General features: G+C 72.0%; 10 protein-coding genes. 7 read left to right on the forward strand and 3 right to left on the reverse strand.

All coding sequences use genetic code 11. The features are described 5' to 3' along the window. Positions 1-194: 194 nt before the first annotated feature. From AB0M93_RS14560 to AB0M93_RS14575, 4 genes are all read left to right on the forward strand, one after another. Positions 195-1,142: a cold shock domain-containing protein gene (locus AB0M93_RS14560; protein ID WP_364273016.1), complete on the forward strand. Its 948-nt coding sequence runs from the start codon at positions 195-197 to the stop codon at positions 1,140-1,142. Positions 1,143-1,322: 180 nt separating this feature from the next. Then, the gene (locus tag AB0M93_RS14565; RefSeq protein WP_364273019.1) at positions 1,323-2,693 is read left to right on the forward strand and encodes a cytosine permease; all 1,371 of its coding nucleotides are present in this window, start codon (positions 1,323-1,325) and stop codon (positions 2,691-2,693) included. Between the two features lie 45 nt (positions 2,694-2,738). Beyond that, positions 2,739-3,410: an SDR family NAD(P)-dependent oxidoreductase gene (locus tag AB0M93_RS14570; protein WP_364273022.1), complete on the forward strand. Its 672-nt coding sequence runs from the start codon at positions 2,739-2,741 to the stop codon at positions 3,408-3,410. Continuing rightward, positions 3,407-4,414, forward strand: a complete 1,008-nt coding sequence (locus tag AB0M93_RS14575; protein ID WP_364273024.1) for an S-adenosylmethionine:tRNA ribosyltransferase-isomerase — start codon at positions 3,407-3,409, stop codon at positions 4,412-4,414. The genes AB0M93_RS14570 and AB0M93_RS14575 overlap by 4 nt, the downstream gene beginning before the upstream one ends. A gap of 46 nt (positions 4,415-4,460) precedes the next feature. On the opposite strand, the gene AB0M93_RS14580 is transcribed toward AB0M93_RS14575, so the two are convergent. Continuing rightward, positions 4,461-4,847 carry a hypothetical protein gene (locus AB0M93_RS14580; protein ID WP_364273027.1) on the reverse strand — a complete coding sequence of 129 codons (387 nt, stop codon included), beginning with the start codon at positions 4,845-4,847 and terminating at the stop codon, positions 4,461-4,463. 103 nt (positions 4,848-4,950) lie between these two features. Then, positions 4,951-5,397, reverse strand: coding sequence for a hypothetical protein (locus tag AB0M93_RS14585; RefSeq protein ID WP_364273030.1), 447 nt, complete (start codon positions 5,395-5,397; stop codon positions 4,951-4,953). A gap of 239 nt (positions 5,398-5,636) precedes the next feature. Between AB0M93_RS14585 and AB0M93_RS14590 the strand changes: the two genes are divergently transcribed. The 3 genes from AB0M93_RS14590 to AB0M93_RS14600 are packed head-to-tail and all read left to right on the forward strand — an operon-like array spanning position 5,637 to position 8,422. Next, positions 5,637-6,695, forward strand: coding sequence for an ABC transporter substrate-binding protein (locus tag AB0M93_RS14590; RefSeq protein ID WP_364273033.1), 1,059 nt, complete (start codon positions 5,637-5,639; stop codon positions 6,693-6,695). Between the two features lie 19 nt (positions 6,696-6,714). After that, the gene (locus AB0M93_RS14595) at positions 6,715-7,506 is read left to right on the forward strand and encodes an ABC transporter ATP-binding protein (protein ID WP_364273036.1); all 792 of its coding nucleotides are present in this window, start codon (positions 6,715-6,717) and stop codon (positions 7,504-7,506) included. Continuing rightward, complete coding sequence (locus tag AB0M93_RS14600; protein ID WP_364273039.1) at positions 7,493-8,422, forward strand: ABC transporter permease; 930 nt, start codon at positions 7,493-7,495, stop codon at positions 8,420-8,422. The genes AB0M93_RS14595 and AB0M93_RS14600 overlap by 14 nt, the downstream gene beginning before the upstream one ends. 211 nt (positions 8,423-8,633) lie before the next feature. Here AB0M93_RS14600 and AB0M93_RS14605 read toward each other — a convergent pair whose 3' ends face one another. Next, positions 8,634-10,145, reverse strand: a complete 1,512-nt coding sequence (locus tag AB0M93_RS14605) for a DEAD/DEAH box helicase (RefSeq protein ID WP_364273042.1) — start codon at positions 10,143-10,145, stop codon at positions 8,634-8,636. Between the last annotated feature and the right edge of the window lie 159 nt (positions 10,146-10,304).

Below are 10,304 nucleotides of genomic sequence, written 5' to 3' on the forward strand. Positions count from 1 at the left end.
ATTCGTCCGTTCGGGCCGTCGCGTTACACCACGCGGCCGCGCTTCAGGTCTGGTCTCAAACTCGGCGTGTCGCCGGGTGAACCCACGGCCCGCCCGTGGCTCCGCACCGGCCGCCCGTGGACCCGGCCCGACGGACCGGAGGTCTGTCAGAGAGACTGGGGGCCATTGCCCGCCCTCTCGACCTGGAGTCTTCGATGCCGCAAGGGACCGTCCGTTGGTTCGACGTCGAACGGGGTTTCGGCTTCCTCGCGCCCGAGGACGGCTCGCCGGACGTGTTCGTGCACGCCTCCGAGATCGTCGGGGACGGCGGCGCGAAAGTGCTCCGCGAGGGTCAGGCCGTCGTGTTCGAGGCCGGCGAGAACGACCGCGGGCCCCAGGCGCTGCGCGTTCGCGTCACCGCCGATGCGGCCACCGGTAGCGCCGTAGGCATGCTCGGCACCATCAACTGGTACGAGCCGGGCAAGGGGTACGGCTTCGCGTCGCCGGACGGCGGCGGCGCCGACATCTTCGTGCACAGCTCCGCCATCGTGACCGGCGGCGTGGTCACCGAGGGGCAGCGGGTGGCCTTCCTGATCGTCGAAGGCGAGCGCGGCCCGCAGGCCGGGCACGTGATCCCGCTGGGAGCAGGGGCCGGCTCACCCGCTGCGGCCGGTATCGCGGACGGTGCCGACGGCACCGTGGCCTGGTACGACGAGGACAAGGGCTTCGGCTTCATCAACCCCGACTCCGGCGCCGGAGACGTCTTCGTTCACGCCCGGGCCCTGGCCGAGGGGCTGACGTGGCTCGCGGAGGGCGACCGCGTCGCCTACGAGGTGGCCAGTGGAGACAAGGGCCCGCAGGCCCGCGACGTGCACCTGGTCCGGGGCGCCGAGCCCCAGACGGCGCCGCAGCGGCCGGCACCTGCCGCGGCCGCAGGGCCGGCGGCGCGGGACGTCCCCGTACGAGGCGGCGAGGGCGTCGTCGCGCGCTACGACGCCGACCGCGGCTTCGGCTTCATCACCCCGGACGCCGGCGGCGACGATCTCTTCGCCCACGCGTCCGTGATCATGGGGTCGGAGCCGCTGCAGAAGGGTGACCGGGTCCGGTACGCGGTGCGTCAGAGCGACCGGGGCCCGCAGGCCGACCGCGTCGAACGCCTCTGAAGAGGCGGCCCCACCTGGCTGATCACTTCCCGGCGAGAGTGCTCGTTCATCCCCGTCGATGGTGCCGTCGGCAACGCGGCGGCAGCCTCCTCCAGGAGATCGATCTCCCTCCTGGTGACAGGGACACACCCTTGAGTTTTGCGACCAGGTCTTAGGGTGATCGGCGACAGGAGGCGGGAAATGAGCGGACACAGCCTGGACGCCGAGGTCTTCGGCGGGCGGATGCCCGCCGGTGGCGGGGACCTCGCGATCGAAACCCACGGCATCGCACCGGTGCCGCCGGGCAACCGGTTCGGCCGCCCGTGGCGGCTGTTCAGCGTGTGGTTCGCGCCGAACCTCACGATGACGGCGGTGTTCACCGGCACCCTCGCGGCGTCGTTCGGCCTCGGGTTCTGGACGGGACTGGCCGCGATGCTCGCCGGCACCGTGCTCGGGTCGCTGCCGGTGGCGTACCTGTCCACCTGGGGCCCGCGCACCGGCACCGGCCAGCTGCCGCTCGCCCGGCTGCCCTTCGGCGGCGGTGTCGTGCTGCCCGGCCTGGTCCAGTGGCTCGGCTCGATCGCCTGGGACGCGCTGGTCGGGCTGTTCGGCGGCGACGCCCTCGCGGAGCTGACCGGGCTGCCGTTCTGGGCGGCGGTGCTGATCGTGCTGGTGCTGCAGTGCACGCTCGGCGTGTTCGGCTACGCGCTGATCCACCGCGTGCAGGCGGTGATGAGCGTGCTGCTGGTGCTCGCGTTCGCCGCGCTCACCGCGAAGGTCCTCGCCGGGCACCCGATCGCCACCGCCGACACGGCTTCGGGCGCCGACCTGGCGGGCGGCGTCGTCCTGTTCACGACCGTCACGTTGTCGCTGGCGATCTCCTGGGCGCCCTACGCCGCCGACTTCAGCCGTTACCTGCCCGCTTCGACGTCGTCCCGCAGTGTCTTCTGGGCGACGTTGCTCGGCCTCGTGGTGTCGTACGCGATCGGCGAGGGGCTGGGGCTCGCGCTGGGGTCGTCGCTGGGCGACCAGACGGCGAAGGGTGTCGCTGCCCTGCTCGGCGGCGGGTTCCTCGGCGGCCTCGCGCTGGCGGTGATCGCGCTGGCGGCGGTGTCGTCGAACGCGATGAACGACTACAGCGGTTCGCTGGCCCTGCAGACGGTCGGCGTCCGGCTGCGGCGCCCGGTGTCGGCGGTGGTCGTCACGGTGCTCGCGTTCGCGCTGATCCTGTGGATGCACAGCGGCGACCTGTCGGCGAAGTTCCAGAACGTGCTGCTGTTCGTCAGCTACTGGATCCCGCCGTTCCTCGGCGTGGTCATCCCGGACTGGCTCGCGCGCACCCGCAGAGGACGTTCGGTGGACGTGCTGGCTGCGGTGTCCGTCCGCCCGTGGGCGGCAGTGGCGGCCTTCCTCGTGGGGTTCGGCGCGGCGGTGCCGTTCATGAACACGACCCTCTACACCGGACCGGTCGCGGCGGCGCTGCACGGCGCGGACTTGGCGTACTACGTCGGCCTCGTCGTTTCGCTGGCAGCGTATCTCCTGCTGCGCGGCCGCTCGGTTGACCTCAAGTAATGTAGAGGTTTCACGATGGTGTGGTACCCCCGCGAAGGAGGAACCATGCCCACCGCACTCGTCACCGGCGCTTCCGCCGGGCTGGGCCGCGCGCTCGCGGCCGCCCTGGCCGGTCGCCAGTGGACGGTCATCGGCACCGGCCGCGACGCGGCGGCCCTGGAAACGGCCGCACGCGAGGCCGGCTTCACCGCCGTCCCCGGCGACGTCACCGACCCGGCCCACCGCGCCGCGCTCGCCGGCACTGATCGGCCACTCGACCTGCTCGTCAACAACGCCAGTTCGCTCGGCATCAGCCCGCTGCCGCCGCTCGCGGAGTACCCCTTGGCGGAACTGGAAGACGTCTACCGCGTCAACGTCTTCGCACCACTGGCGCTGACGCAGGTGCTGCTGCCCGCGTTGACGGCGGCTCGGGGCGTCGTGATCGACGTCAGTTCCGACGCCGCTGTCGAAGCGTACGAAGGCTGGGGCGGCTACGGCTCCGCGAAGGCCGCGCTCGACCAGGTGACCGCCGTCCTGGGCGTGGAACACCCGGACCTGTCCGTGTACGCGGTCGACCCGGGCGACCTGCGCACGGCCATGCACCAGCGGGCGTTCCCGGGAGAGGACATCTCGGACCGGCCGCTGCCGGAGACGGCCGTCCCGGCGTTCCTGCGGCTGCTCGACGAGCGCCCGCCGAGCGGCCGCTACCGCGCCGCCGATCTCCTGGGGACGGCATGAACGTCCGGTTCGACCTACCGCCCGATCTGTCGGCGTCGGCACCGCCAGAGGCCCGCGGACTGGCGCGAGACGGCGTCCGCCTGCTGGTCGCCTCGCCCGAGAGCGTCCACCACACGGTGTTTTCGGCGCTGGGGGAGCACCTGCGGCCGGGGGACTTGCTGGTCGTGAACACGTCCGGCACCCTCCCGGCCGCCGTCGACGCCCTCCGAGGAGGGCGCCCGATCGTGGTCCACTTCTCGACCTCGCTCGACGACGGTTCGTGGGTCGTCGAGCTGCGTGCTCCCGGCGGGCCGCTGCTCGACGGCCGCCCGGGGGAGCGGCTGGACCTGCCCGGGGACGCATCGCTGACGCTGCTGGCCCCGGCGGCCCAGGGCTCGGCGCGGCTGTGGCGGGCGGCGGTGTCGGCCGAGGTCACCGGCGTCCTCGCGGCGGCCGGCCGGCCGATCCGCTACGGGTACGTCCCGCGGGCGTGGCCGCTGTCGGACTACCAGACGGTGTTCGCCCGCGAACCGGGCAGCGCCGAGATGCCCTCGGCGGCGCGCCCGTTCACGCCGGCGCTGGTGACCGGCTTGGTGACGGAAGGCGTGCTGTTCGCCCCGCTGCTGCTGCACACGGGCGTGTCGTCCCCGGAAGCGGGCGAGCCGCCCCAGGCCGAGCGCTTCCGCGTCCCGGCGACGACGGCGGCGCTCGTGTCGTGGGCCCGCGACCGCGGGGGCCGGGTGATTGCGGTGGGCACGACGGCCGCCCGCGCGCTGGAGTCGGCGGTGTCGGACGGTGCCGTCCACGCGGCCGAAGGCTGGACGGACCTGGTCCTGGGCCCGGACCGCCCGGCCGCGGTGGTGGACGGCATCGTCACCGGCCTGCACGCCCCGGACGCGTCGCACCTGCTGCTGCTGGAAGCGGTCGCGGGCGCGACGGTGGTCCAGCGGGCGTACGACGCGGCCGTGGCGCAGCGGTACCTGTGGCACGAGTTCGGCGACGTCTCACTCCTGCTCCGCCACTGACCGGAGGAGGCGGTACCCACAGCGTGACAAGCCTGTGGGTACCGCCTCACCGCTGTTGACCGGCCTCGACCCGCCGCCGCGACCGGACCAGGCCGGCGCTCACCACCGCCGCGATCCCCAGCCCGGCCCCGCTGACGACCGACGCCACCAGGCTCGCGGTTCCGGTGGCCAAGCCGAACGCGCCGCCCAGGTACACCGGGATCGAAATCGCCACCGGCAGCCAGTTGCGCAGCAGGAACGCCCGGTCCGACGCCACCCACAGCACCAGGGTCACCGCCGCGCCGGTGGCGACCGGGATCGCCCAGACGACGGCGCTCGTCACCGCGTCCATGCCGAGGGACCGGAGCCACTCGAACGACGCTTGGCCCAGCCCGATGAACAGCACGACCAGCGCCACGCGGACGCCGACGGCTCCCTGGCCCCTGCGCACCATGTCTTCCTCCCGAAATCCGTGGTCATCGAATACCACGTCCGGGTGATGTCGGCGGTTGCCCGGGCCGGATGATTTCTTCACCGGGCGTCACGCCGGTAACGGTTCAGAAGACGATGCCGGTCCCGTTGCAGAGCTTCGGCCACGAGCCGATGTTGGTGGTCGCGGCCACCTGGACGGCGACCTTGTTCTTGGGCACGGAGACCGCCGGGTACACGTCGGCCGTCAGCGTCACGTCGCCGTTGGCGATGTTGTCGAACTTGTGCGACGCGACGGCCGGACCGCCCGGGCCGTTGAACACGGTCACCGTCACCTGGTGGTCCCCGGTGATCTTCCCGCCGACGTTGCGCAGGCTGGCGTAGATGTTGACGATCTTCCAGTTGCCGCCGTCGGCCTGGGCGTTCACCCAGCCTTCGGCGTTGTTGGTCTCGGTCGGCGAGACCCGCGTGCTGCACCTGGCGTGCCAGTCCGGGTTGTCGGCGGCCAGCGCTCCCGGCGCCATCAGCACCAGCGCCGCCGCGGTCGCCGTCAGGATCGATACCGGTCGGTTCATGGGTCCTCCCCTGTTCGATGATGATCTTCGGCACCGAACGTAATGGAGCAGGCCGCCGTTGTGTGATGATGTGACTCACATGCATAAATAATTGTTGGTTTATTTCAGGCCGGTTGATAGCGACGGCCGGCGGTGATGTCAAGAAATCTCACGAGGTGTCCCGGGATGCGGATGGCTATGCGCCTGAGTGGGTGACCGTGCGAACCTCGCCCCACATCGACCCGAAAGGCGACGCTGACGTGCGCACCCACCACAGATCCCGCATCCTGGCCTCGGCGCTGGCCGCCCTGACGGTCGTGGGCGTGCTCGCCGGCTGTTCACGCGCGGACAGCACCACCGCGCCGGCCGCGAACCAGGGGGCCGCCGGCGAGGTCCGCGTCGGGTTCTTCCCGAACGTCACGCACGCGCCCGCGCTGATCGGCGTCAAGAAGGACTTCTTCAAGACCGAGCTCGGCTCGACCAAGCTCACCACCCAGACGTTCAACGCCGGCCCCGAAGAGGTCAACGCCCTGCTCGGCAACTCCCTTGACGTCGCCTTCCTCGGCTCCGGCCCGGCGATCAACGCCTTCACCAAGTCCAAGGGCGCCATCCAGCTGGTCTCCGGCGCCGTCTCGGGCGGTGCGCAGCTGGTCGTCAAGCCGGACATCACCGGTGTCGACCAGCTCAAGGGCAAGAACCTCACGACGCCCCAGCTGGCCAACACCCAGGACGTCGCGCTCAAGAAGTTCCTTGCCGGCAAGCAGCTGACCGGCCAGGTCAAGATCACCACGATGGACAACCCCAAGACGCTCGACGCTTTCAAGAAGGGCGAGGTCGACGGCGGCTGGCTGCCCGAGCCGTGGGCGTCCCGGCTGGTCCTCGACGCCGGCGCGAAGGTCCTGGTCGACGAAAAGACGCTGTGGCCGGACGGCCGCTTCCCGACCACGGTCGTGGTCGTGCGCAGCGAGTTCCTGCAGCAGCACCCGGACACCGTCCGCGCGATCCTCAAGGGCGAGCTGGCCGCCATCGACTGGGCCAAGGCGAACCCGGCGGACGCGAAGACCGTGGTCAACGGGGCGCTCAAGGAGCTGGCCGGCAGTACCCTGAGCGCAGCGGTCCTGGACCGTGCCTTCTCCGGCATCGAGCTGACCACCGACCCGGTCTCCTCGGCGTTCCCCCAGCTCGCGCAGGACTCGGTGACGGCCGGCGTGGTGAAGTCGGCGGTCGCGCTGAAGGGCTTCGCGGACTTCGGCCCGCTGAACGAGGTCCTGAAGGCCAAGAACCTGCCGGCCGTCGACGCTCCCGAACTGACCAAGTAATCAGGAGAGGCAGCCAGCGATGACCACGACCCTCCCGACCGGCCGGAGCAGTTTCACCGGCGCGACCGCGGTGCGTCTCGACGGCGTGCGCAAGACGTTCGGCACGGCCGGCCGCGCGGTCGTCGCGCTCGACGGCGTCGACCTGACGGTCGCGCCCGGCGAGTTCGTCTGCCTGCTCGGCGCGTCCGGCTGCGGCAAGAGCACGCTGCTGAACCTGGTCGCCGGCCTGGACGCGCCGTCGGCGGGCGAGATCACGCTGAACACCTCCCGGCCGGCGGTGATGTTCCAGGAGGCCGCGCTGATGCCGTGGCTGACCGCGGCCCGCAACGTCGAGCTGCCGCTGCGGCTGGCCGGGTTCGGCCGCGCCGAGCGCCGCGAAAAGGCCGCCGAGCTGCTGGACCTGGTCCGCCTGAACGGCGCGGGCGCCAAGCGCCCGCACGAGCTGTCCGGCGGGATGCGGCAGCGGGTCGCGCTGGCCCGCGCGCTGGCGGCGACCCTGCGCGTCGGCGGTGACCCGGAGCAGTCGCTGCTGCTGATGGACGAGCCGTTCGCCGCGCTCGACGCGATCACCCGCGACGTCCTGCAGGGCGAGCTGCTGCGCGTCTACCGCAGCACCGGCACGTCGGTGCTGTTCGTGACGCACGACGTGCGCGAAGCGGTCCGGCTGGGTCAGCGCGTGGTGCTGCTGTCGTCGCGGCCGGGCCGGGTCGTGCGCGAGTGGACGGACGTGCCGCTGGCCGACGCGGAGGAGCTGACCGAGGAGATCACCGGACACCTGCGCGAGGTGATCAGCACCCATGCCGCAGCTTGACCCGGCTGCCTGGGCGGCCGACCCCGGGACCCCGGTGCCGGGGGGCTCCGAGCCCGGGGCCGACCTGGACCGGGTCGGCGCCGGACTGGATTCGCTCGACGCACCGGTGGGCGACCGCCGCCCCGGTTTCTGGAAGCGGTTCGCCTGGGGGTTCCTGCCTCCGGTGGGCGCACTGGTCCTGCTGGTCGTCGTCTGGCAGGTCCTCTGGGCGGCGGCCCTCTGGCCGGAGACGCAACTGCCGGCGCCCCTGGCGGTGTGGGACGAGTTCTGGGAGCGCGTCGTCAGCGGTGACGTGTTCGAGTTCGTCTGGACGTCGGTGCACCGCGCCGCGCTCGGCTTCGTCGCCGGGGTGCTCATCGGCACCCCGCTCGGCCTCGTCGTGGCGAAGGTCCGGATCGTGCGCGCCGCGATCGGGCCGTTGCTGTCGGGGCTGCAGAGCCTCCCGTCGGTGGCGTGGGTGCCGGCCGCGATCCTGTGGTTCGGGATCAACGACGGCGCCATCTACTTCGTGGTGCTGCTCGGCTCGGTGCCGTCGATCGCGAACGGGCTGGTGTCCGGCATCGACCAGATCCCGCCGATACTGCCGCGCGTCGGCCAGGTGATGGGTGCGAACCGGTTCGCCGCGGCCCGGCACATCCTCCTGCCCGCCGCCCTGCCGGGCTTCCTGGCCGGGCTGAAACAGGGCTGGGCCTTTTCGTGGCGTTCCCTGATGGCGGCGGAGCTGATCGCGCTGTCCCCGCAGCTGGGCGTCGGCCTGGGTGCGTACCTGAACCAGGGTTCATCGCTCAACAGCATCGAAAAGGTGATCGCGGCGATCTTCCTGATCTTGCTGGTGGGAGTGGGCATCGAGCTGCTGGTCTTCCGCCCCCTGGAACGCGCAGTCCTGCGTGCGCGCGGCCTCACGTCGTCGCTGTAGAAAAGGCATCACAAGTGTCCGGAGAGGCATCGCAATGATGGCTGCTCAATCACGCGTGATGACTTTCCAATCACGCGTGATGGCTGCTCAATCACGCGTGGTGTCCTTCCAATCACACGCGATGCCCGCCGAATCACCCGCCTGGCGGGCCGGCGGCCGCCGGCCCGGGCCCGGCAGGGAACGCCGGGGACCGGGCCGGATCGGCCGGCGATCAGCGCGGGCGGCGGGCGCCCGCGCGGGTGCCGGAAGAGAACGCTGCTGCGCCGCCGCTGCGGCGGCTGCCCGTTGCCGGGGCTCCCGAACGGCCCGTGCCGCCCGTCTTGGCCGCGCCGGCCGTGCCGCCCGACCTGCGGTTGCCGCCCGAACCGCCCCGGCCCGAGGCCGCCGAACGCGGCGGCTGCTCCTCGCGCCGAGCCTGGCCGTTCGCCCGCGAACGCTGGCCGCCCCGGTTCTCCTTCGGGGTGGCCGGTCCACCGCGACGTCCGCGGCTGCCGCTGCCCGGGGCTGCTCCCGTGGCCGACACCTTCTTCGGGCGGTTGTCCACCGCCGGGGCCTTCGAGAACGTGCGCTCGCCCGGGGCCAGTTCCGCCAGCAGCGGGTGGCCCGGGCCGAGCTGGGTCGTCGTCGGCTTGATGCCCGCCTTGCGGGTCAGGTCGCGGACGTCGCGGACCTGCGCGTCCGTCATCAGCGTCACCACCGTGCCCGACGCGCCCGCGCGCGCCGTGCGGCCCGAGCGGTGCAGGTACGCCTTGTGCTCCACCGGCGGGTCCGCGTGGATGACCAGGCGGACGTCGTCGACGTGGATGCCCCGCGCCGCGATGTCCGTCGCCACCAGCGTCTTCGCGGCGCCGGAAGAGAACGCCTCGAGGTTGCGCGTCCGCGCGTTCTGGCCCAGGTTGCCGTGCAGTTCCACCGCCGGCACGCCCGAGGCGACGAGCTTGCGCGTCAACGCCTTCGCGCGGCTCTTGGTCCGCGTGAAGACCAGCGTGCGGCCCGGCGCCGCCGTCAGGTCGACCAGCACCGGCAGCCGGTGGGTCTCCTCCAGGTGCAGGACGTGGTGCTCCATCGTCGACACCGGCGACTGCGCCGAGTCGACGCTGTGCGTGATCGGGTCGTTCATGAAGCGCTTGACCAGCACGTCGACGCCGTTGTCCAGGGTCGCGGAGAACAGCATCCGCTGCCCGCGGGACGGCGTCGCGTCCATGATCCGCCGGACCTCGGGCAGGAAGCCGAGGTCGGCCATGTGGTCGGCCTCGTCCAGCACGGTGATCTCGATGGCGTCGAGCTTCACGTGCCCGGAGCGCATGTGGTCGGCGAGCCGGCCGGGGCAGGCGACGACGATGTCGACGCCGTCACGCAGCCGCGTGATCTGCGGGTTCGCGCTGACGCCGCCGAAGATCGTCGTCACGCGAAGGCCCAGCGGCTTGGCCAGCGGCAGGATCGACGCCTCGATCTGCGTCGCGAGCTCGCGCGTCGGCGCGAGGATCAGCGCGCGGGGACGGCCCGGCTTGCGCCGCGTCGGGCCCGCCGCGAGGCGCGCCAGCACGGGCAGCACGAAGCCGTACGTCTTGCCGGAGCCGGTGCGGCCGCGCCCCAGCACGTCGCGCCCGGCGAGGGTGTGCGGCAGGGTCGCCGCCTGGATCGGGAAGGGCTCGGTGACGCCCTGGGTGGCCAGTGCGGCCACGAGCGGGGTCGGCAGGCCGAGTTCGGCAAAAGTGCTCATAAGTGCATGCGGGCGTACAAGCGCCCTGGTCTCCATAATCTGAGAAGGGTTGTCCTGCCCGGCGCAGACCGGTCAACGGCCGCGGCGCGTGGTAGTCGACAACAGCAGCGGGCCGAGGCAGAACTGAGCGGCCCGCATGATCAGTGTACCCAACGCGAG

Source organism: Amycolatopsis sp. NPDC051102 (assembly GCF_040682815.1).
GTDB lineage: Bacteria > Actinomycetota > Actinomycetes > Mycobacteriales > Pseudonocardiaceae > Amycolatopsis.

Coding starts and splice junctions, on each gene's coding strand:
- AB0M93_RS14560 (WP_364273016.1), top strand. CDS start 195: ATGCCGCAAGGGACCGTCCGTTGGTTCGACGTCGAACGGGGTTTCGGC.
- AB0M93_RS14565 (WP_364273019.1), top strand. CDS start 1,323: ATGAGCGGACACAGCCTGGACGCCGAGGTCTTCGGCGGGCGGATGCCC.
- AB0M93_RS14570 (WP_364273022.1), top strand. CDS start 2,739: ATGCCCACCGCACTCGTCACCGGCGCTTCCGCCGGGCTGGGCCGCGCG.
- AB0M93_RS14575 (WP_364273024.1), top strand. CDS start 3,407: ATGAACGTCCGGTTCGACCTACCGCCCGATCTGTCGGCGTCGGCACCG.
- AB0M93_RS14580 (WP_364273027.1), bottom strand. CDS start 4,847: ATGGTGCGCAGGGGCCAGGGAGCCGTCGGCGTCCGCGTGGCGCTGGTC.
- AB0M93_RS14585 (WP_364273030.1), bottom strand. CDS start 5,397: ATGAACCGACCGGTATCGATCCTGACGGCGACCGCGGCGGCGCTGGTG.
- AB0M93_RS14595 (WP_364273036.1), top strand. CDS start 6,715: ATGACCACGACCCTCCCGACCGGCCGGAGCAGTTTCACCGGCGCGACC.
- AB0M93_RS14600 (WP_364273039.1), top strand. CDS start 7,493: ATGCCGCAGCTTGACCCGGCTGCCTGGGCGGCCGACCCCGGGACCCCG.
- AB0M93_RS14605 (WP_364273042.1), bottom strand. CDS start 10,145: ATGAGCACTTTTGCCGAACTCGGCCTGCCGACCCCGCTCGTGGCCGCA.